At 42.1% G+C, this 21588-nt stretch carries 16 protein-coding genes; 1 reads left to right on the top strand and 15 read right to left on the bottom strand.

The features are described from left to right. Nucleotides 1-11: 11 nt before the first annotated feature. Genes xseB through HRU80_12230 form a run of 5 tightly spaced genes read right to left on the bottom strand, consistent with a single transcriptional unit; the run spans nucleotide 12 to nucleotide 5729 of the window. Nucleotides 12-257, bottom strand: coding sequence for an exodeoxyribonuclease VII small subunit (gene xseB / locus HRU80_12210; GenBank protein QOJ29594.1), 246 nt, complete (start codon nucleotides 255-257; stop codon nucleotides 12-14). After that, the gene (gene xseA / locus HRU80_12215; GenBank protein ID QOJ29595.1) at nucleotides 250-1440 is read right to left on the bottom strand and encodes an exodeoxyribonuclease VII large subunit; all 1191 of its coding nucleotides are present in this window, start codon (nucleotides 1438-1440) and stop codon (nucleotides 250-252) included. The genes xseB and xseA overlap by 8 nt, the downstream gene beginning before the upstream one ends. Then, complete coding sequence (locus HRU80_12220) at nucleotides 1440-4010, bottom strand: TonB-dependent receptor (GenBank protein ID QOJ29596.1); 2571 nt, start codon at nucleotides 4008-4010, stop codon at nucleotides 1440-1442. The genes xseA and HRU80_12220 overlap by 1 nt, the downstream gene beginning before the upstream one ends. Further along, a complete protein-coding gene (locus HRU80_12225; protein ID QOJ29597.1) occupies nucleotides 3991-4902 on the bottom strand; it encodes a GNAT family N-acetyltransferase in 912 nt (303 codons plus the stop codon). The genes HRU80_12220 and HRU80_12225 overlap by 20 nt, the downstream gene beginning before the upstream one ends. Beyond that, entirely contained in the window at nucleotides 4899-5729 is an 831-nt protein-coding gene (locus HRU80_12230; GenBank protein ID QOJ29598.1) for a hypothetical protein, read from the bottom strand. The genes HRU80_12225 and HRU80_12230 overlap by 4 nt, the downstream gene beginning before the upstream one ends. Nucleotides 5730-5895: 166 nt before the next feature. On the opposite strand from HRU80_12230, the gene HRU80_12235 reads away from it, so the two are divergent. Then, a complete protein-coding gene (locus HRU80_12235) occupies nucleotides 5896-6843 on the top strand; it encodes an MBL fold metallo-hydrolase (protein QOJ29599.1) in 948 nt (315 codons plus the stop codon). A gap of 14 nt (nucleotides 6844-6857) precedes the next feature. On the opposite strand, the gene HRU80_12240 is transcribed toward HRU80_12235, so the two are convergent. The 10 genes from HRU80_12240 to HRU80_12285 form a co-directional block, all read right to left on the bottom strand. Then, nucleotides 6858-8246 (bottom strand): hypothetical protein, encoded by a 1389-nt coding sequence (locus HRU80_12240; GenBank protein ID QOJ29600.1) that lies wholly within the window; start codon nucleotides 8244-8246, stop codon nucleotides 6858-6860. 2 nt (nucleotides 8247-8248) lie between these two features. Further along, nucleotides 8249-9757 carry a hypothetical protein gene (locus HRU80_12245; GenBank protein ID QOJ29601.1) on the bottom strand — a complete coding sequence of 503 codons (1509 nt, stop codon included), beginning with the start codon at nucleotides 9755-9757 and terminating at the stop codon, nucleotides 8249-8251. Nucleotides 9758-9797: 40 nt separating this feature from the next. Beyond that, nucleotides 9798-11180, bottom strand: a complete 1383-nt coding sequence (locus tag HRU80_12250) for a hypothetical protein (protein QOJ29602.1) — start codon at nucleotides 11178-11180, stop codon at nucleotides 9798-9800. 20 nt (nucleotides 11181-11200) lie between these two features. Further along, a complete protein-coding gene (locus tag HRU80_12255) occupies nucleotides 11201-12718 on the bottom strand; it encodes a hypothetical protein (protein QOJ29603.1) in 1518 nt (505 codons plus the stop codon). A gap of 39 nt (nucleotides 12719-12757) precedes the next feature. After that, a complete protein-coding gene (locus tag HRU80_12260) occupies nucleotides 12758-13831 on the bottom strand; it encodes a hypothetical protein (GenBank protein ID QOJ29604.1) in 1074 nt (357 codons plus the stop codon). A gap of 85 nt (nucleotides 13832-13916) precedes the next feature. Beyond that, entirely contained in the window at nucleotides 13917-14534 is a 618-nt protein-coding gene (locus tag HRU80_12265) for a hypothetical protein (GenBank protein ID QOJ29605.1), read from the bottom strand. A gap of 35 nt (nucleotides 14535-14569) precedes the next feature. Beyond that, nucleotides 14570-15007 (bottom strand): hypothetical protein, encoded by a 438-nt coding sequence (locus HRU80_12270; protein ID QOJ29606.1) that lies wholly within the window; start codon nucleotides 15005-15007, stop codon nucleotides 14570-14572. Between the two features lie 362 nt (nucleotides 15008-15369). Continuing rightward, nucleotides 15370-16971, bottom strand: a complete 1602-nt coding sequence (locus tag HRU80_12275) for a DUF2254 domain-containing protein (protein QOJ29607.1) — start codon at nucleotides 16969-16971, stop codon at nucleotides 15370-15372. Nucleotides 16972-17163: 192 nt separating this feature from the next. Next, entirely contained in the window at nucleotides 17164-20562 is a 3399-nt protein-coding gene (locus tag HRU80_12280; GenBank protein ID QOJ29608.1) for a S8 family serine peptidase, read from the bottom strand. A gap of 271 nt (nucleotides 20563-20833) precedes the next feature. After that, nucleotides 20834-21550, bottom strand: coding sequence for an SH3-like domain-containing protein (locus HRU80_12285; protein ID QOJ29609.1), 717 nt, complete (start codon nucleotides 21548-21550; stop codon nucleotides 20834-20836). Nucleotides 21551-21588: the final 38 nt, after the last annotated feature.

Genomic DNA, 21588 nt, shown 5'->3' on the forward strand with positions numbered 1-21588 from the left:
AAGACTCTCCGTTATATTTCTTCTTCTTTTTCATCGTTCCCAGTATCAAGCTGGGAAATTTTTGATTTTAGTGTAGTTATTTTTAATTCAGCTTCGTTAAGCACCTTGAGGCATTCACCAACCAGAATAATACCTTCCTCGTATAATGCGATGCTTTCATTGATATCAATTTCTTCACTCTCAAGAGCTTCTGATATATATTCAAGCCGTTTCAGTTTGCTGCTGAAAGAGGCACTGTCCTGTTGTTTTTTACTCATTTGGTATTTTTACTTCACCATCATGGAATTTAAGCAGAAAAGGCTCACCCGTTAATAAACGATTTGCGCTCGTTACAAATTTATTGCCCTGCGAAACCAAAACAAAACCTTTTTTTTGGATTTTTGCAGCGTCAAAAGCACCTATCCGGGCTTCCAATTGCTTCACCCTGTGTTTAATCCGGTCAAATTTCCTGTCCGCCGCAAAAAATACCTTTTGAGCAGCAGAATCCACTTTCTGATTCAAAAAGCGCAACCTTCCCTCAATAGATCTGAAACCGTGTGAATGGACAAAATGGTGAAGTTTCTGGCGGTTATTGTAAATAATATCCTCAAGATAGCCGTCAAACATCGTCCCCACAGACAGCAGGTTCTTTATAATTTTTGTCCTGTCCGGTGTAACGAGTTCCATTGCTGCTGAGGGAGTGGGAGCCCGCAAATCCGCGGCATAATCGGCAATGGTATAGTCCACTTCATGCCCCACCGCTGAGACAACGGGAAACGGCATGGAAGCAATCTGGCGGGCAACAATTTCTTCATTAAATGCCCACAGGTCTTCAATTGAACCGCCTCCCCGCCCTATAATGGCTACATCAATACTTTTTTCCATAGCCAGAAGTTTCATGGCCATTACTATACTTTGTGCAGCGCCTTCACCCTGAACTTTGCATGGAGATAGTAAAAGTTCTGCAAGAGGGAATCTCCGCCTGGCTATGGTGACCATATCACTTATTGCAGCTCCGTCAGGAGCCGTTACAATGCCAATTCTGAGGGGGAGTTCCGGCAAGGGCCTTTTTTTATCCGCATCAAAAAGTCCCTCATCCTCAAGTTTCTGTTTAAGACGGTCAAATGCCAGCTGAAGCTCACCAACACCTGCCGGCAGCATTTTTCTAACATCTATTGCGTAAGTGCCGCGCGGAGCATACACAGAAATTCTGCCCTGAACCACAACCTTCATCCCGTCAACGGGGCGAAAAAAAACGCCTGCATTCAGACTCTTCCACATTGTGCCGTTAATCTGAGCGGATGAATCCTTCAGAGTAAAATACCAATGACCCGATACGTGATCTTTGAAATTTGATATTTCCCCTTCCAGTAAAACATCCTGGAATCCTTCTTCAAGAAATCGCTTGATTGAATAGGTTAATTCGGAAACGGTCAGTTTACGGTCAGCGAAAATTCCCATCAGAACCTGAAATTGAATCCAAAGGTTGGCAGAATCGGAAACATATTATTCGCCTCTTTACCTAGGGTAAGATCTTCCTCAACAAAATAATCGTAACCGACCACATTCTTCCGGTTGTAGGCATTAACCACATCTATATAAAACTGCCATTTAAGATTCCACAAAACTGTAGAATAGGTCGCCCTGATATCAAGACGGTGATAATCCGGTTTCCGGCTGTTAAAACGCTCACGGTTGCCGTAGTCAATATCATAAACCACCTCGGTTACCTCAGGATTTGAGAAGGAAGTTCTTGTGGCAATCTTCGGAGTTTCGGCTTTACCGTCCCCGTCTGCATCCACTAAGAGAACTCTTGGTTTAATGCCTGAAGGTTCAGTAAACGGAAAACCAGAGCCAAACTGCCAGCGGACACCAAGATCCCAGGCTTCTCCGAGTTTATAGTTAAGAACAATATTCACCGTATGACGCTGATCAAAACGGAATGGAATCTTTATTCCTTTTTCAAAACGGTCAGCATAAGCAAGCGAATAACTAATCCAGCCGTTCAGGCGGGCAGCGGCATCTATATTCTTTTTGCTAAGCAGTACTTCAAAACCATAGGATTCTCCCTGGCTGTTATTCACAGGAATCTGGGTTAAGGAATCCGTAAACTGCGGTACCGGTCTTGTCCATGCGTCTGGATAGCGTATATCCCTGCCTGGTATTGGTTCAGTAACAAAACGATACCCTGAGAATTGCTGCTGTACAATCAGGTCTACAAAATTCTTATAATACATTTCCGTACGCAGATTCCATTCAGGAGTAAGCCAGCGCTCAACACCCAGAACGTAATGAATTGCTTTTTCAGCATTGAGCCGCTGTGTATATACAGGGCTTAAATCAAACAGTGCCTGGCGGTCAACAGCTTTCTCGTAACCTGGAGACTGATAATAGATACCCCATCCGGCTCTGAGGGTAGTCAGGTTATCAGGTGAATATGAAAGTCCGAGCCGGGGAGCAAAGAATCCCTTCTTCAGAATTTCATAATTATCGTATCTCACACCCGCCTGAAAATAGAATCTTTCGGAAAGCTGAAAGTTATTCTGTATATATCCGCGAAATCTGTTGTAGGTCTGGATTTCCTGTAAATCATCAAGAACCGCGCGAAAATTGGGATTAGAACCAAAGAATGCTCTGAGCCCCGGGTCAATCTCAAAATCAAAATCTATAATAGAGCGGATAAAATCATACCCGGCTCCGGCTTCAAGGATATTTGAGCCCCACTGATACGTGAGTTTGTCTTCTATCGTAGCTTTTTCAGCAAGAAAACTTGATGTCGCTTTGAATCCGAGCAGATAGGGACTAACTGTGTCAGGAAGAATTTCTTCAAAGTTCTGGCGGTTCAATGAAGGATCAAGAATTTTGGAATCAAAATCGGCATCTCCTCCGTTTGTGTAATAGGAGAAAATCAGCTTGTTAATAAATTTCTTTCTGTCAGCATATTGCCAGGAAAGACTTGCTACATTATTTGTTATATCATTGCTGACTGAAATGCTGTCAGGCTGTCTGCGGTTTTTTCCTGAAACAACATTAACGCCATCCTGCGAAAATATTCCAAGCATATTTATCTTATGACCTTTAAGAGGTCTGAAAGAGAGTTTTGCCTGTATATCATAAAAATTCGGGAAACTTACATTTTCTTCAACAAGCCCGGCATTCTTTACGAAAGGCTCAACCACAAGATCATAATATGTCCTTCTTGAACTTAATAGCCAGCTTCCATCAAGCCAGCGGGGGAATTTACCTTCGAATACCAGGTTTGCATCAACAATGGAGGCGTTTACACTGCCGTTGAGATGTGAAGTATAATTTCCTTCCTTATTGGTCACATCAAGTACCGCAGAAAGCCGGTCACCATACATTGCGGGGAATGCACCGGTTACCAGGTTTACATCTGAAACTGTCTGCGGATTAAACATACTGATTGCACCATAGAGGCGGTAGGGATTAAATATTTCAACATCATCAATAACGATCAGATTCTGATCAGGACCGCTGCCTCTTACAACAAGCTGTGATGAAAAGTCATTCGGGGCCAGAACTCCCGGCATGGCCTGAAGAGTACGAAGAACATCCTCAGCTGCACCTGCAAGTACTTTTGCTTCTTTAGGGCTTAAATCAATAAACGAAGGACGGGTATCGCTTTTATCCTGAATCCTGCCCCCTATTACTCTGACTTCACCTACTGAAATTATCTGTGCTGAAAGGGTAACATTCAGTTCAAGAACTCTTCCCGGTATTATTTCAACTTCGTAAAACTCTGTTTCATAACCCACAGAACTGAATCTGATTTCATACTCACCTGCAGGTATATTCTTAATTTCATAGTTTCCATTGATATCCGTAACCCCGCCGATATTGGTATCGGTAAGCAGAATATTCACCCCCGGCATAACTTCAAGACTATCTGTTACCTTACCCTTCACACTGCCTGACTGAGCGAACAGAGTGATCCCAGGAAGCAGAACAAAAAGAATCAGAAATTGGATTATATTCAGACCGAAAATCGGGTTAATTAAGTATTTTTTCATATCTCCAGAAATGTTTATCAATCCGGGCACCTGCAGACTGTTCGTAGAATTTGACAGGACCAACCCAGGGTATTACTGCCTTGGTAAATCCGTCTTTCTGCAAACTATTCAGACAAAGTCTGAGCAGGACTCTCCCAATTGATAACCCCCTGAAGGCTATATCAGTTCCCATTGGACCAAACCATCCGGTGCCCCTGTTATTTGCCTCATAGCCGGCAAAACCAATTACTGTATCATTATGCAGTGCAATAAACAGCGTTATAGGATCGTTTCGGAATGCCTCAGCTACTTCCCCTTTCCATTCAGGAAAATTTACGGCAAGCCAGTACATGATTTTACTCCTGTCACCAGGCTGAGCTTTGCGGATGCTAATCCCCTTTAATGAAAGTCTCTGAATATCATCCTCAACAGCAAAACCCCCGGCAGGAAGAAACACTTCCAGATTAGAAGTCTCATTGAATTTTTTATATCCCGCTGATTCAAAAAAAGAAACTGCTCCTGCAAAAGCAGGATCAACTCCGGGCATAAAATAATTCGGATAGGATTCAAATAACCGGAGTGAGCGCAATCCCCTTCGCTTCATTTCGTTTTCCTGTTCTGCCAGTAGTCGTGAGCCAATTCCCCTCCTTTCATAACCTGGTCTCACGCCAATCAATTTCACGTAACCAGCAGGTCCGGAGTCTCTTTTTCTGACAACCCCCATAATAAACCCGGTAAGAATATCCTCCTCAAATGAGGTGAAAACCAATCCGGGATGGAAGTCAGGATCCCCTGTTAACTTTTCCCTGAACAGGAAATCCGGGAAAGGATAACCCGGCATGGATTGCCGCAGCAGTTTTGCAGTTTCCGTAAAAAGTCCGTCATCCCAAGGACTGATAATAATACTGCTCATCGCTGAAAAGAGAAGAATGCTGAAAAGAGCCCCAGAGAGAGCTGAGTCATGTTTTTGTCTCTGTCTCCCGGAAAAACATAATGACTTCCCCGCACATACAGCGTAAAGACATTCATAATTCTGAACAGCCCCAGACTTGCCTCAGGCAGAACTGCATTCCCGCCTCTGAAATCAGTGGAGAACGAAAATCCGAGGGAGACATAATTGATGTATGGCATTTCTATAATTTGTTTATACCCAAAATTATACCGGCTTTTTATATCATTTAAATCGGTGTAAGTATATTCAAAAGCAATATATCCATTAGGATAATTATACCCCCCGCTGAAGAAAGAAACCAGGGGAAACTCCTTTCCAAAGCCGAGACCAGAACTGTCACGGTGAAAATTGTAATAAACCGCGGGAATTGCATAAACAGCTGAACCGATCAGACAGCCAGTCAGATCAGCTCCTCCTGAAATCGTCGTATTTCCTTCAGCTACAATATCAAACTGCTCACTCAGATTGATCTGGCCTGACTCCCCTTGTACTCTGATATAAAATACGATCATCCCCTCAGTAACTGGAATATCACTGATTTCCAATGTTGTGGAATAACTCTCGTTAAATTCCGTGCCGAGAGGGACTGTTTTGTTCGAAAAAATGACTTCTGCTTTAACAGGTTCACTGGTAAAAAAGGTCAGCACCATTTTGCCGGGGCTTTCTTTGGGCGAATAGGCCTCAATGAGGATAACCTCTATTGAGTCCCCTTCCTCACTTCTGAAACTGAGGCCAAAGGTGGTAGAAGAAACGAGCAAGAGAAACAGAAAAACACTGATGGGTTTCAAAGGGCGGAATCCGAATTTTTTTAATACTTAATATAATCATAAGGAGTCATTTGAGATGGATCACTTTTTTATACGATATTGACTTATGTTAAATAAATCAATTTGTAATTGGCTATTTTTTATTATTTTGAATGCGTAATAAAAATTTCACAGTTTACAGGATACAATGGTAGTAAGGTTTTGGGGGGTCAGAGGGTCCATACCTTCACCGCCAAAAAGCAGTGAATTACAAGAGAAAATACTCAGAATTCTGGAATTTTCGCAGGGTGCTGATTTATCAACATCCGAAAAAAGAAAGAAATTCCTGGATTCCATTGAGGAGCAATACACTACTTTTTTAGGAGGAAATACCCCTTGCGTCGAACTTCAGTCAGGAAGCACCCGGCTGATTTTTGATATGGGCTCAGGTCTGCGGGATCTGGGTCGTGAAATCATGCATACCATGGGCGGCCGTGATATTGAACTGCATATGTTCGTCGGCCACACTCACTGGGATCATATTCAGGGGTTCCCTTTCTTTATTCCCGCTTATAGTCCAAAAACTACCATCAACTTCTACCATCGCCACCCTGACCTCAAAGGACGTCTTGAAGGACAGCAGCAATTTCAGTACTTCCCTGTTTCGCTGGATATTATGTTATCCAAAAGGATTTATAATGAACTTACTGAAGGACAAATCCTTAAGATTAACGACCTGACCGTCAGAAATATTGAGTTAAATCATCCTGGGAAAGCTTTCGGATACCGGGTCGAAAAAGATGGAAAATCATTTGTTTATGCCAGTGACAGTGAATACAGCAATCTCCCCTCAGAGCGCATTAAAAAATATATAGAGTTTTATCAGGGCACTGATGTCCTGATTTTTGATGCTCCGTATTCTTTCAGTGAAGAGATCGAGAAGATTAACTGGGGACATTCATCAGCGATTATTGGAACAGATTTGGCTGTGGAAGCTAAAGTGAAGAAACTGGTACTGTTTCATCATGCTCCAGAAAATGACGATGAAGAGGTATACAGGCTGTTGAATACGGCACTCACCTACAAAAGCAGGAATTATCCGGATTCAGATTTAAGTATTGTTTTAGCAAGAGAAGGATCAGATATTAATATCTGATCCTTACGTAAAAATTAGTAGTTGATACGAATAACCGGGGAGAATACGAAGTAGCTGTCGTTCCTGTAATCAGGGAGAGAACCAGAAAATTGCAGAGGGGAAAATACCTTGAAATCAAATCCAATAGAATTAGTCACCATCACAAAAAACTTCAGCCCCAAAAATCCATTTGAGTCATTAAAGTTGTAATGAAACAGGGTTGAAATTTTATGCGAAATAATTGCTCCGTCCCCTTCAAGATGGGCTTCAGCACCAAGCATCCAGCGGTAATTACCGGATATATTGGTGGGAAGAGCAGTCAAAAGCGGCGCTCCGGGAACTGACAGAAAACGCTTCACATCGTACAGTCCGAAACCGCCTCCTGCTTTCAGTTTTCCTGCAGCACCAAAATCCAGGAGTTCAGGATAGAGCGCAGTCAGAGAGAAATAATTTCTGTTACTGAAAAAATAGAGACTATCGGTGTTCTTAAAGTCTGATGGAGTATCCTCTGTTATTGCAAAAGCGCCTTCAATATCCAGTTCAATATCCTCGAGTTCAGGAGTAATCATTCCGAGGGGTGAACCGATAAAATGCATATAGATATTTGTACCAGAATGGTTCAGGCGTCTTGCATTAAGAGGATTTGCATCTCCCATTGAAAACTCCTTTGCCGGAATTCCAAAACCAAGTTCAACAAGGTACGTTGTTTTTGGAACTGTATTCACTATATATTCGGAATATTTCAGTCTGACTCCGGAAAAATAGTCGGGATAATACCATCCGGGCATTGCAGGACGGTCCATTCCCCATTTACCGAACAAAGATACCAAATACTTATTACGCGCATTTGTTGTAAGATTCCATATCATCATCTCCGGTTCCAGAAGATGCAGATAAATATCAAAATTATACTGATAATTGAAATCATAGAGGGTTTTTGTAATATCATTCAAAGCATAAAACTGCTTTTTCAGATCTTCATATAGCTCAAGGCCAAGAATTTCCCTGATGTAGACGAAGTCATATACCTCATCAAAGAAATAGTCAGAAGTATCAGACTCTCTGTTCGGGCTTTCAGTAAAGAATCTTAAAAGTTCGATTTCACCATCATAGTACCGTTTGCGGACATCTATAAAAACATCCCCTTCGTAGATATCATTGGACTTCTGACGAAGTTCCGCCAATGTTGGTTTCTTACCCCGTATCTTCAGTCCGTTTTTCACCACAAACTTATTATATATCTCACGGACATATACCGGATCGGTAACAATCCATGTTTTTTTCAGATCGTTAAACGCAGTGGTGTTATACTCTAAGTTATCGTAAATCTTCTGAACTCTGATTATTTTTTGCTCAGTCTGAAAATCCTGAGCTGAAACTAAAGATGCAAGAACCAGTAAAACAAATAAAACTTTAAATTTCATAGTTAAAACCCGTACCTGTATCTGATCTGAACCATTGAATTACTTCCTTCAGTCTCCCATGGGTAGAGCGAACGGAACATCGGCGCACTCATAAAGTTTGTTTCAAGCCGGAAAGCACCAACCCCCTGTATATCGATGATTTTCATCCAGAAGAAAAGGTTCATGACTCCATCGTAGAACCTGACTCTGGCACTGAGGAATTCACTGTTGAGAGGAGCAAATGTTGTCTGCAGAGAGATAACGGGCTGTGTTTTGTTAAAAATCATTGACTTTGATGTAACAGGAGTATAGTCAACCTTATAAATATCATAATTTGCAGCACCAATGTCCATCTTGAAACGGACGGTCCTTTCCTCACTGCTGTTCCAGAAATAGGAGAATGTTGCTTCCCACTGATTAAAGGAGAAATAAGCAGAAGGAGTTGCAGCAGGACCAAAGGTCACATAAGGACTTAAAGAAGTACCTGAACTGGTCGAAAGATAAAAATTAAAGAACGGGAAGCCGTAGAGTCTTGAAGTTGAAAGATCAACAACAAATCCTGGTCCTACGTTTATACTTGGCCGCTGACCAAAGATAAACGGAAGTGATGAAATAAGATCGGATGTATTAATTCTTGCTCTGCCAAGAAGTTTGGCATCAATCACGAAATCATTTCTCAGATTGTTCAGATTGCCTTTAAGACTGAAAAGCGTTCTCATTCCGAAAGACATTCCCATCGTCTGATAAGGAAGCATATTAAGAACTTTTGAACCCATGTCAATCTCAGCGCTAATAGTACCAAAACCAAGATTCAGTGTGTTATGGTAAAACGTAAGATGTGAGAAACTTGCATCAATCTGCATATCGCTGGCAGAAGTGGTTTCACCTGATCTTCTGCTCCTTCTCTGTGTTTGCTGATCTTCAGGATCGGCCGGATACCGGTGAGTGCTGTTAAGCCGCATATGGCTTAAAAAATCACGGTTATCTATAAAGGAAATTCCTTTTGATTTGTTTCTGCCGTCATCAATTACCAGATTCAGCAGTGCAGAAGGGTCTTCAATTTTAACTGAATTCTTTACAATTGTATAAAGATATTCGTAGGTAGAGGGATTATAATCAAACAGATCCTGTATATCACCAAAAGTAAGAACGGTAGTGGTATCTATCTGAGGCCCCTGAGATGCATCGCCGAAGAAAGACTCCCCTGATGACTGTTTATCTTCAATCTCTCTCACATAAAGCAGAGTAATTGAATCAAGCTCAATGGTTTCTTTCTTAAAGATGATCTGATATGTAACGCCGTCCTTCTTTCTGAAAGAGAAAGAAGGGCGGTCGTTTCTTCTGGGAATGTTTGAAAGCGGCTGAAGCTGTGCTTCTTCAGGAGTAAAGTTTACAGCAAACAGATCAAGATAGTTTTTGTCCTGAGACAGTTTTTTCTCAACCTTCAGATAAAGGTCATTAATCGGCTGAGAAAAAACTGTGAGACTCAGAATTCCAAACAACAATAAGGTTTTATATCTGATAATAATCATCCTGCCCGTTCACTGTTGAAAAAAGATTCTTATTTAGAAATTAATAGTTGATTCTCAGGATCGGTGAGAATACTATATAAGCATCTTTTCTCCAGGTGGGGAAAGAACCTTTATCATAACCAAGTGCACTCATGACACGGATATCAAAACCAAAGTTTCCGCTCAGCATGGTCTGTGACTTTATTCCTACAACAGCATAACCGCCTGTAGAATAACCGAGGGTTAAATGAAAACGATGCTGAATGAGACCGCCGGTTCTGGCAATACCGCCATCAACAAATAGCATGTGGTCAAGTTTTTCGATGATGCTTTTGTTTGACTCGAGGTCAGTGGTTTTGCTTGATCCAGGGGTACTTCTGAATTTATTTATATCCATGCTGGAAAGACCAACTGCAGCTTCAACATCTCCGAAGTCACCAAGATTATAGAGATTCTTGAGGCGTCCTTCAAGAATGAAATAGGCTCTGTTGGTAAAGAAGTCTATCTGTCTGGTATTACCCAGATCTTTTGGGCTGAAGCTTGTCGCGGTATATTTTACCTCGTAGTTTACGGTAAAGTCTCCGATATCTTCGCCAAAGAGTTTGAGAGGATCACCTGAGATCTTGAAGTAAACTGCCTGACCTGAGACCATAAGCGGAGTAACCGGAAGTTCACTGACAAAAGGAATTGTTGACGGGAAAGAAACACCAACGTTAACTCTGTAGGAGTATTTGTCAGGATTACTGGCGATAGCTTTATAATAAGTCAGTTCTGAACCGACGATGTACTCCATTGAAGTCCATCCCGGCAGGAATACCTGATCGGCACCCCACTTACCAAAGAATCCGAGTGTATATTTATTACGGAAACTTGAGGTAGTAGTCCAGTACATTACTCTTGGTTCAAGAACGTTCATATAAAGATCAAAGTAGTAACCGTTTTTGGTATCGTACTCTTCTTTAGTGAGGTTACTGAAGAAGTAGCTCTGGTCTTTCATTTTCAGGTATACTTTTTCACCAAGGATGTCTCTGAGCAGGAACGGATCTCTTACCGGATCAAAAAGATATTTTGGATTCTCTTTATCGATCTCCTCTTCAGGAACGAATGCAAAATACTCGATCTCATCATCATAGTATCTTTTACGCATATCAACAAGGATTTTACCGTCGTAAATTTCCTGTGATCTCTGCTTAATGATATCAAGTGATACTCTCTGGTCATTGATTCTTAGTTCGTCGCGAACTACAAATCTGTTATAGATTTCTCTGACGAAGAAAGGATCTGTGAGTACCCATTTTTTCTTCAGGTCATCAAAGGCGAGAGTATTATACTCTAAGCTCTCGTAGATTGTCTTAAGCTGCCCTGCAACTGAAGTATCAGCATTCTGAGCAAAAGATTTACCCGCGAGTAAAATCAGTAATACAAATAAAAATTTCTTATTCATGGTTTTTGCTCTCTTCTAAATTATAAACCGAATCTGTAACGTAACTGCATAGATCCGCCGCCTGCTGTTTCATAGGGACGTTTCTTTCTTGTGACAGGAGCAGTGACCAACTGTGTTTCAAGTCTGAACTGATGACCGCCGTCAAGCTCAAACAAAGCAAGCCATGCAGTGAATTTGATGACACCATCATACAGCTTTGTTTTTGATGCAAAAAGTTCAGTTCCTTCAGGTGCGAAGTTCAGATGGAACTGGATCATCGGAGCAATATTTGCGTAAATTTCTTTTGACGAGATCTTGGTGTTTGATCTCTTGGCATATTCAGCTTCCTGAACATCATGATAACCAACACCCACATCCATGCGGAATCTGGTAGTATAGTTATCTGATTCGTTCCAGTAGAATGACATTGACCACTCCATTGAATTTCCGCCGAAGTATGCAACGTCACGGGTAGCAGATTTTGAGAATCTGAGAGCTGGTCCCTGATAATCAATTACGCCGGCCATAATATAAAGATTCCAGAACGGAAGCCCGAATGGACGAGTGAGTGAAAGGTCAAGTCCTGCACCATTAGACATGTTAAGCCTAGGGCTGGCTGCCTGATTCCAGACAAGATAATCAGTAAATCCTGTAAGATCAACCGCAGCACGTGCAAGAAGTCTTGCGTCAACCATTACTGCTTTTTCTATTTCTTCTTTCTTTTCTGAAAGACTGATCAGCGTTCTGAATCCGCCTGTAACAGACTGACCTCTGAAAGGAAGCACATTGAAGACTTTATCTTCAAATCCGAGTTCTACTGAAGCGCCGCCCAGTGAAAAGTCCATTACTTCGTGTGAAAATGTTATAAAAGACGGTGTTGCATCAATTTTGAAAGGTGAAGCAACTTCAACTACTTCCGGACCTCTTCTGCTGGTCTTCTGAACAACTTTTGGTTTCGGATACCAGTGAGGATGATTTGCTCTCATATAATTGAGAAAGTCAGTATTGTCACGGGAAGAAAGACCTAAACTGGTCTGAATCTCCTGATCAGGATTTATTCTGAGGAGTGATGGAGGATCTGAATCAGGATTCTCCTTAATAAACTTATCTACAACCTTGTAAAACTTGAAGTAGATATTGCTATAATTATTTTTCAGATTGAACATATCACCAAAAGTGAGGACTCTGGTCGTGTCAAAGGACGGGCCAGAAGCATCACCGAAGAAACTAGAGTCTCCTCCGGCGAGATTGGTAATCTGATCAACGTAGAGAACAATCATTGAATCCACTCCGATTGCATCCTTGAGGAATACAATCCTGTAAATAATGTTGTCCTTTGCCTGAAGAGAGACAGGCTCTCTTTCATTGATTCGGGGCAGATTGGTGAAATCAGGATCTATCCTGCCATCAGAGGGATACTCAACGTAATGAAGGTTGAGATATCTCTTATCCCGGCGGAGTTTAAGATCAATCTTCTTTATGATTTCATCAAGGTCCTGTGCAACCATGACCATAGAAATCATGAAGAAGAATAAGGTTAAAAATAATTTTCTAAACATAAAAACATTCCATCTGTAAAGAAATAAGTAATTAAAAACCTATTTAATAACTGTAGCGTAAAAGGTCTCTTTAACCTGATCACCAAACTGCGTTCTGAACTGAACGGTTATTTTAATATCTGCATCGCTTCCGGTTGACATAGCATTCATGAAGTCCTGGTTGACATTCAGATCAATATACACAAACACACCCTGCTTACGCTGGGTTGCTCCAGTAATAAACTGTTCTGGTTCAGAGGTAACTCTGAGGTTTCTCACTTCAGGCGTAACCGCAACTATTCCTCCCGGTTTCATACCCATATAGGTAAAGAGGAATGATTTACTGAACTGATTGTCTATACTGATATACCATGGATCTTCCCCTGCCTTCGGTTCGGCACTTGACCATCCGTTAAACTTCTGGACAGCCGGCTTGTCAATAGAAAAAGTCCACTCAGAATTTTCAACCGCATCCTTAAAGGGATTTTTATAAGTGAACTGTTTACCCTGATAAAAGCCCTTAATGGTGAGTGATTTACCAACCGAATTGATGTCGCTTAAAATCTTATCAAGTCTTACTACTGAACCGCGGCCGCTGTCAACGATTGCGCTGCCGTCCAAAACCTGATAAGAATACAAGTTAAAATCGGTGTATTCGGATGTGGCAAAACTCATCACATCATTTTCGGAAAAGAAATAGTTGGGTCTGAGAGTAATCGGAGCCGCAAGAGTCGGTTCTGAAACATTCACAGCATAGTACCGGTCCGCTTTAAATGCTCCTGTTTCACCCTTTCCGCTCACGGTGATTTTTACTAAATAGTTACCCGGCTGATCAATAAAATCATGCAGAACAAGCCAGACAGTTGTTCCTCTTCCGCCGGCAACATATTTTGAAAAATCTTCTTTCCTTGGACGCTGCGTAAAGTTATTAATATCCCTAACTTTCTGACCATCAGCAGTCAGCAGTTCAGCGGTAAAATCAAAACTCAGAAGGTTAGCAGCTACAATAGCGCCAACTTGCGGGACATTAAAATTCTGCAGTTTAACAACATTTATCGTGTCACTGATAGTCTGGGGAAACAGATTGATACTAAGCAGCATTACTGCCACAAAGCTTAACCTTTTTAAAAACATCGTATCCTCGGTTTAGATTATTTCAAAAATAATAAAAATCAGGCAGGTGCGATGTGACCTGCCTGATATTTTGTAGAACTATTTGCTAGTCAACAAGCGCGCCCGCAGCCTGCTTTACACCACCCTGCCGTTTGGCGCGGATAGTGAATTCTTCCTGATTTGATACTCCTTCTTTCAGATCGCCAATCAGCTCCATGAGCTGACCTTTCAATCTTTCAGTAAGATAGTCAGGAACACTGCGCTGGACGCGGCACTGGGCAACAAATTTGAAGTCACCTTCGTTGGTGATTTTTGCAATAAATTTGCCAGTACCACTTTCATTCAGAACGTAGTATGCTTTATTGGTATCTGCGTTAGCTGAGGAAAGTTCTCCCGGCCAGCCTGAGGGAACGGGTGAACCCTTAACCTTAACGGTGAATTCCACATTTTTCTTCTCATCTTCTGAGACGAGCCCGATAGCGGAGAGAACTACAGTAGCTTCCTTGCTGTCGGCGCTTCCAACGTTGAAATCAAGACTCTTGGGAACTGCTGCCAGAATAAGCGGAGCCTTATAGGACTCGGCAATACTTACAAGCATTTTGTCCCTGATCTTGTGTTCTTCCTCTTCTAATTCGTCTCTTTCGGTGCTGATAATCAACAACTCTACTATAAGTACCACATAGAGTACGAAGTAGAGCATTTTTCCGCTGCCACCTTTTGCCATTTTAAACTCCTTTTTTAAAGATATTTATTTAATTATTAACCCTTAAATACCTGTCTCAATTCGGAGATGGACTTATAGAATTCGTTTTTCTGGGCAGTCAGTTTTTTGTTGATATTTTCGAGATTAGCGAGCTGGTCGTTAATAACTTTCATTTCAGCATCAACCACGCCGCGAAGATCACTGATGGTCTGCTTAGCTTTTGCAACTTCAGCATCCGGTACAAGAGCTGCCGCAGCAGGCTTCTTATCGTCCGCATGATGAGCATCTCCGAAAGAATCTTCAGGGGTAAAGAAAGTTACCACTGCCAGGATCATCAGGAGTGTAAATTCGAGAAAGAGAGCGATCATCACCCAGGTTGAAGAAACCTTCTGAGTCGCATGATCAAGAAGGAACGGTGGAACAATGGGAATTTTGTAGGCAGCTGTTCCTAATCCTTTCAGACCGACGATGATAATGAGTAACGCTGCACCCATGTACACCAAACCCTGAATGTTGTTGGCATAGTTAGGAATGAAGGTATACACCATGTAACGACCGAAAGCTGTTTTAGGACCGCTAGCAGGTTTCTGATTCTGAGTTGCCACAGTAGATTCTCCTATATATTGGATTTAAGTTAATTGAATATCGTTTAGAGCTAAAATTTCGTTAAAAAAAAAACTAATTCCAATTGAAAACTAAATCAATGGGAAAAAATAAAACACACACACAACATAGCTCACACATTTTGGAGTCATTCAGCTATCCTCATCGGTGAGCGCAAAGTTGAGGATAATGTTCGGAATTAATTAAATAATAGTCTGAAAGATAAACTAAAAAAGCAATTCCTGAAATATCTTCACGATTCCTTAACCTCTTTTTCTTCAAACCAGCCAAAAAAAGCTTTCAGCGCGTGACGGCGCTCATCTGATACGTAATTAAAATTAACCCCGCGGGGGGTTATCTCCCAAAATTCTTCCTCTTTGGTGTTCTCAATCAACTCCTGGATTTTCATGATTCTGCCGTAGGGCTCAAGTTTCATATCCTCAAATATGACCCGCGCCAGGTCTTCTTCCCCGTTAAGCAGGTAAAAACCGGCAAGTTTTGCCTGAGCCACGCGGACCCCTATCAAGGAAGCTTCCTTGGAAGAACCCTTTTCTTTTGATTCTTCTATGGGCTCATCAACTGTAAGGAACAATTTTAACAGAGCAGCCTGATTTGGCACCTGCTTTTCGTAGGCCAGTTCCATCAGAACACACAAATCATGAGCAGCAGTCTCAAGAATAAATAACACCTGAAACTTGTTCGCTTCCTGACCATAGTATTTAAAGTAAAAGAAAATGGTTTCCACCATTTTGGGGTTCACATCCATCAGTTCTTCAGCCAGCACACGGTAATGCTCCAGTGTGTTAAATGCCGAGCGCGGATCCCTCTCCCTAATGGCAATACGCAGGTAGGAGTTAAAATACTGAAATGTGCAGTGAAGTGCCCCGTTATCGCTGGCTTTCATCGCTCCCGAGCCGATCAGTTCGGAGTTCAGCAGGACTCCGGAGGCCACATCTCTCAGAGTTACCCTTGAATTGGAGTAAAGCATTTCAAACAGCCGGAATACTTTTCTTTCCAGGAATATTTTTTTCCGTTCGATAACAGATAGCACGAACCTGGAATAGCTCGAAAAATCAGGATCATAATACGCCAGACCGCTGAACTTGAACCAGCTGTTTGGAAGGGACTGCTTTAGGGGAAGATAATCAACCGTGAGAGACTTTAACGTCGCAACGCAAAGCAGCACTGTAGCCCTGTCCCCCTGTATTACGGAATTAAGGGCGATATCACCGATAAAATTAATATTCTCAGCAATAGAGTCTTTTTTCTCTGAGACTAAAGAAGAAGGAGGATTTCCTCCGGCGGCCTCTGACTTTTTTATAATGTCCTGCAAATCTTTATCAATCTTGTCCTGCACATAGGTAATAAAGTAATTCGGACGGAGGAAATTTGAAACATAATTAAAATGAGGTATAACAATCATCAGACAGCTTAATATCATCAGGAGGCTGAAGGTGATTGAGAAGTACGGAACATTTTCACCTGTTATCGTATTGCTTACCGTAACAGTATAGATTGCCGTTATAACATACAGCATGATAACTATAATGTTAATCTTATTCTGAATAAACAGTTCCATTATCTTTGAGGAGTATTTATTCGCGGCCAGCTGTACGATAATGGCAAGTACGGTAATTTCAATACCCATGATGGCTGAAACCAGTTCACCGAGCCCCCCTATGGTATTGGTGAGATTTCCGGCGTCCTGGGTGTAAAGTACCGCAAATACATTCGCGTTATAATGGTACAGCAGCATATCAACTACCCTTGTAATGACAAGAAGAAGTACACTCACTGAGACTATAGCCGATGAGGGTATAACCCAGGGCTTTAGCTTTTCATAATCGACGCGCAAAAATTTTCCGGAATGATTTATTAGAATTATGCAAATATAGAGCAATTCCCCTTATTTGATGCTTAATTTTTGCTGTCAGAGACTGTTTTTCTTTCCACCCCCCAGCAGCAGAACAGGGATACTACCCCTATAGGTAAAAAAAAAGGAGACCCCTGAATGAGGCCTCCTTTTCATAAAAACTGTGAGTGTAGTTTACTTAACCAAAATCATTTTTTTGGTGTCGGTAAACGATGACTCACCAGCTGAAACGCGGATGGTGTATATATATGTTCCGCTGGTTAACTGGCTTGCATCAAAACTGACCTGATGATATCCAGCTTCTTTAACTTCATTAACCAGAGTGGCAACTCTTTCACCAAGGGCTGAGTAAATATCAAGCACGACATTTCCTCTGACCGGCAGAGAGTAACTGATGCTGGTTGCAGGGTTAAACGGATTAGGATAATTCTGATTCAGTGAGAATACATCAGGACGGCTGATTTCCACTCTGATTTCATCATAAGTTTTGCTGGTTCCGTTGTAGTCTTCCTGTATCAGGCGATAAAAATAAACACCTGTTTCCAGTCCTGATTCGGTAAATTCATAACGGCTGATTTCGGTAGTGTTGCCTCTGCCGTCAATGTAACCGGCCTGTTTCCAGGCTGAGTTTTCATTTCTTCTTTCAACGCGGAAACCTTTGTTGTTTACTTCTGTTGCAGTCACCCATTGCAGTAGTGCAGTGTTGCCATTAACAGAACCGGTAAATGAGGTTAATTCAACCGGTACTTCACCGTCAATATAAAGACTGACCGGTATAGTATGAGTCGGCTTTAACGGATCATTGGTAGAGAAAACAACATCCATGGTATACATACCGGCAGGATAGTCTTCCGATCTGAACTCCATAACAACCGATGCTGATGCACCATTATTCAGGGTACCTCCGGTATGCTGGGTGGTCATCCATTCAGGATCTGCAGCAAATTTGATCGCATGGCTATTCTTTGCATAGGCAGCATTATAAGCAGTCTGCAATCCAACTGAACCATTGCCATTTTCGATACCGATGGTGGCCGAGTTCATGGTGGATGAGGTCATTGTCTTATAGTAAATCATTATTCTGCCGTTAGAATAAAGCACAACCTGGAAAGTTAATGATGAACCGGTTGTGGAATATCTTGGCCAATTATTGTACTGGATGGTGAATTTACCGCCATCTGCCTTATAATATACTTCACCTCCGTTTGTGCCGTCAAGATCGTCCCAGAACGGGGCAATATATTCGTTCGGTGCTGCAGCATTAGGAATAGCAGCATTGGTAAATATGTTAGAAGTAGGAGCGTTAAACAGAATTACGCCATTCGAAGAAGCGTAAACGGTGTTCTTTACGTTTCCATAGAATTTGAATGGGAACGGAAGAGTAATTGGACCTGAATGTCCCTCATCTTTAGCACCAAAAGTACCAGTCGGAGTCCAGGTAGTAACATTTGTTCCTGTGGCTGCGATATCATTCCACTCATATGCAGGACCATTCGGTTCATCACTGTCAATCCACTTATATCCGAAAGCATCTGGTCCGCCCTGTCCTTCAATTGAAAGTCCAGGTGTGTACTGAGAGAGTTCATCACCTTTCACAGGATATTTTCCTTCAAGCACCTGAGTCTGATGAGGTACTAATGTCAGTTTAACGTTACCCGGGAATGTGCTGTTCTGCAAAGATACCTGGTAGTTCAGTGTTGAAGCATGCGCGGAGGTATTTGACACAACGAGACTGTCAACATATACCATATTTGCGCTTAACTGCTTGTGCATTGAGTCAGGAGTAACGGAAAGTGCAGGAGCGCCAAGGGTTGTGCCTGAAGCGCTGTTTGAAAGCAAGGACCAGTTACCCCAAAGATCACGTGCACGGATAGCAAAATGATAAGTTGTAGCAGGCTGAAGATTGCCAACCATAACCATATCAGTTGATCCTGAAGCGCCAGGCGCTCCGTTGAAGGGAACATCCTGAGCATTATTAAAAGCAACAGTATCTGTTATAGGTGCATTGGACATCTTAATTGCATATCCTACTACACCGCCATTTGAAGTATCATCCGGAACCGTCCAGGTGAGTTTCAGGCTGTTTGACTGCGGCTCAGCTGAGGCAAGATTAGTAATCTGCGTTGGTGCAACGGTATCAGGGGTTCCTAATGTAAGGAATGCAGCATAGAGATCAATCAGACCCATTCCGTAGGTGTTATCTTCACCTGCTGTACCTAGATCCTTTGCGGTATTATAAAGAGCCATTTTAATCTGGGCACCGGTAAGTGTTGGAGCATACTGCTTTAAGAGCGCAATAGCACCCACCACATGGGGAGCTGCCATGGAGGTACCGCTGAGTGTTGAGTATCCGCCGCCCGGATAGGATGAACGGACATTATTTCCGGGAGCTGAGACTTCCGGCTTTATCAGAAATGAGCCTGTTCCACCGCAAACTGAAGGTCCGCGGCTCGAAAAACTGGCGATCGGATTATTGTTACCGCCGAGATACTGAACGCCGTCAATTGCTCCGATTGCGAAAACATTCACCTCAGTAGTACTGATATTCTTTGGTTTGGTGATGGTGGAAGCACTTGGTCCGCTGTTACCTGCTGAGAAAACTACCGCGATACCTGAAGCCTCAACTGCATCAAGTGTGGTTTTATATATACCGGTACATTCGTTTGAAACATTGGGATCATACCAGCTGTTGCCGATTGCATCCGGCATATCAGTAATAGTAGAAGGGTTGCCGTCAGGGTTCATTGCCCACTGGAAAGCGGCAACAGAATTTGAGGTGTGGGGTGAGGAACAGATTGTTTTAGCGGCAATCCACTGAGCATCAATAGCAACACCAACGGTGTCAGCAGTGGTTGTGGAGCGGCCTGCCATGGTTCCGATGGTATGGGTTCCGTGACCGTCACAATCGTTAGGGGTGGTTGAGCCTCCGCCCGGATCAAACCATGCCTGGCTGGCAGGAACAGTATTGCCTCTCCACTTGTGATTGATAGCCGGATGTGTAGGATCCACACCGGTATCTATACCCATGACTAAACGGCCCTGACCGGTAATACCCATTGCCCAAAGTTTATCTGCATTGATAATCTTTACGCCGGGTTCGACGGATTCGGTTGATTCAACATTGTGTTCAACTACAGTCGGTTTGTCAAGTTTCAGTTCTGCATCCAGATCCATCTGGGCAACTTCCATACTGTTCATCAGTTCATAGAAGACACTGGATTTGGCTTCAATTAAGATCATATTGGCAATCCAGAAGGACTTGTAACCAAACACTTCCCTCTGAGCATAACGCTCTTCAAAATAGTTGATGAGGTTTTGCTGAGAACTCTGAGCTTTATTCTGAAGTGTGGTGATTACCGTGAATGCTCTGTGTTCAAGAGTAGCATTTTCAGCATACAATTGCTGATCAAGCGCTTCGATATCCACCTGATCACGGAGGTACACGAATCCTTTTATATAATCTGTCGGGGATGAATTTTGTAAAGCCCGCATCAGACGGGTGCTTACTTCAACCTGTGCAAACAGTGACGAGGTCAGAAGAAAGACAAAAAAAAGTAGGAAGTTTTTTTTCAACTTTTTCTCCTAAGTTTTTATTAAATGATGACTGATTTTGGCCGGAGTGCAGATGGTTGGAAGAAATCGAACGCCGGATAGGTCAAGTTAGTGAAATCAGTTGAAATAAAAAACAGTATTTGAAGCATGAATCATGAATTATGAAGGATGAATTTTTAGGAGTTTGCATCCCTTTGTGTCTTAGAGTCTTTGGGTGGGTTATTCGGGGAATAAAAAAACCCCGCAAAAAGCGAGTTTCTGCGGGGTTATTGCAGCTTTTTTACTGAAAATTCTACATTTTCTTCGAAAGCACTTTTGCTTCTTCCAGAATCATTTTGTAGGTATAGCCATATCCAAAATCCTTATCAACAGCTACTTTTCCCTGGAAGGTGATAATATCCCCTTCATTCACGGTTTCTGTTGAGGTCACGGTCAGATCAAAATCTTCACCTGAACTTGTGCCATCCTGGACGTGGAACCAGTTACGGTCCATAATGCCAAGATTCACTTTGGTCACTTTACCTCTTATTTTAACTGACTGACCTGAATACTTTGCCGGATTTGCATAAAGTTCACCAATGGTAATCCCCCCTTCAGCCTTTTCAACAGAGACATCGGTCTTTGTAATAGTCGGCTTCTGCGGTTCAGAAACTTTATTAAGTGCTTCAGTTACTTCCTGCTGGTTTTTTGCATTTTCAACAAATAAAAGTTTATCGAAGGTTTTATTAAGGTCTTCACTTTTAAAATTGGTCATTTCCATGGCATTCATAAAGTAAACCCATTCGCCCACTTTAAATTGTGCCTTGGTAATAGCCATCCAGTATTCATTTTCTTTTTCTTTAACGCGGAGGTAGGTATATGCAGCTACTTCCTGAACTTCCAACACCTGAGCTACACGGGTTCCGGGAGGAAGTTCATTCTCCGCGATGGGAGATTTTTCGGCTTCTTTCTCACATGCTGAAAAAATAAACAATGAGAGAATTGCAAAAACAAATAATTTAACGCGCATTCAATAGTCCTTCTAAATATGATATCGTTTTCTTGTAT

The organism is Ignavibacteriales bacterium, from assembly GCA_015709675.1.
GTDB lineage: Bacteria > Bacteroidota > Ignavibacteria > Ignavibacteriales > Ignavibacteriaceae > H2-BAC3.

What these genes read in the sequence shown, in the direction of transcription:
- xseB (QOJ29594.1), bottom strand. Translation starts at nt 257, where the DNA reads ATGAGTAAAAAACAACAGGACAGTGCCTCTTTCAGCAGCAAACTGAAA.
- xseA (QOJ29595.1), bottom strand. Translation starts at nt 1,440, where the DNA reads ATGGGAATTTTCGCTGACCGTAAACTGACCGTTTCCGAATTAACCTAT.
- HRU80_12220 (QOJ29596.1), bottom strand. Translation starts at nt 4,010, where the DNA reads ATGAAAAAATACTTAATTAACCCGATTTTCGGTCTGAATATAATCCAA.
- HRU80_12225 (QOJ29597.1), bottom strand. Translation starts at nt 4,902, where the DNA reads ATGAGCAGTATTATTATCAGTCCTTGGGATGACGGACTTTTTACGGAA.
- HRU80_12235 (QOJ29599.1), top strand. Translation starts at nt 5,896, where the DNA reads ATGGTAGTAAGGTTTTGGGGGGTCAGAGGGTCCATACCTTCACCGCCA.
- HRU80_12240 (QOJ29600.1), bottom strand. Translation starts at nt 8,246, where the DNA reads ATGAAATTTAAAGTTTTATTTGTTTTACTGGTTCTTGCATCTTTAGTT.
- HRU80_12245 (QOJ29601.1), bottom strand. Translation starts at nt 9,757, where the DNA reads ATGATTATTATCAGATATAAAACCTTATTGTTGTTTGGAATTCTGAGT.
- HRU80_12250 (QOJ29602.1), bottom strand. Translation starts at nt 11,180, where the DNA reads ATGAATAAGAAATTTTTATTTGTATTACTGATTTTACTCGCGGGTAAA.
- HRU80_12255 (QOJ29603.1), bottom strand. Translation starts at nt 12,718, where the DNA reads ATGTTTAGAAAATTATTTTTAACCTTATTCTTCTTCATGATTTCTATG.
- HRU80_12260 (QOJ29604.1), bottom strand. Translation starts at nt 13,831, where the DNA reads ATGTTTTTAAAAAGGTTAAGCTTTGTGGCAGTAATGCTGCTTAGTATC.
- HRU80_12265 (QOJ29605.1), bottom strand. Translation starts at nt 14,534, where the DNA reads ATGGCAAAAGGTGGCAGCGGAAAAATGCTCTACTTCGTACTCTATGTG.
- HRU80_12270 (QOJ29606.1), bottom strand. Translation starts at nt 15,007, where the DNA reads ATGGGTGCAGCGTTACTCATTATCATCGTCGGTCTGAAAGGATTAGGA.
- HRU80_12285 (QOJ29609.1), bottom strand. Translation starts at nt 21,550, where the DNA reads ATGCGCGTTAAATTATTTGTTTTTGCAATTCTCTCATTGTTTATTTTT.